Source organism: Mesorhizobium sp. LNHC221B00, from assembly GCF_000502935.1.
Taxonomy (GTDB): domain Bacteria; phylum Pseudomonadota; class Alphaproteobacteria; order Rhizobiales; family Rhizobiaceae; genus Mesorhizobium; species Mesorhizobium opportunistum.
The window spans coordinates 1-483 of record NZ_AYWR01000063.1; the positions used below are offsets into that span (position 1 = coordinate 1).

Sequence of the window (483 nt, forward strand, 5' to 3'; positions counted from 1 at the left end):
ATCGGGCGCGCGCCGCGGCCCGACAGCTTTCAGTAGGCGGACCGGAATTCGACATCTCCAAGGTTCGTGATGTAAGCCCCGAAGCACGCGCGGCAGAGCGCTGGCAAGCCTATGTGTCGCGACTGGAGAGCCAGCCGGGCATCATCGTTGCCGAACAAAAGATACGCGATGGCCAATTCTATATTGCAGGCCTGAGAGACCCGCTTGCCGCCGACCCGCAAGCTCTGCTGTCGGGAACGCAGGTTGATCCTGCCCGCGTTCACTCACAGTGGCAATTCTATCAGAGCCTTGAACCGGAGTTCGTGGTGAAGCGGCTGACGGCGTTGCTGTATCCGCTGAAATCGGTTCGGCTTTCGATCGTCGATAATCGCATTGTTGCCGAGGGTGAGGCTCCCGACACTTGGATAGATCGGGCGCGCGCCGCGGCCCGACAGCTTTCAGTAGGCGGACCGGAATTCGACATCTCCAAGGTTCGTGATGTAA

The 483-nt window shown here is 59.8% G+C and carries 1 pseudogene; it reads left to right on the plus strand.

Annotated elements, in window-relative coordinates:
- Positions 1-483, plus strand: a pseudogene (locus X741_RS0136475) (OmpA family protein); the annotation flags it as partial.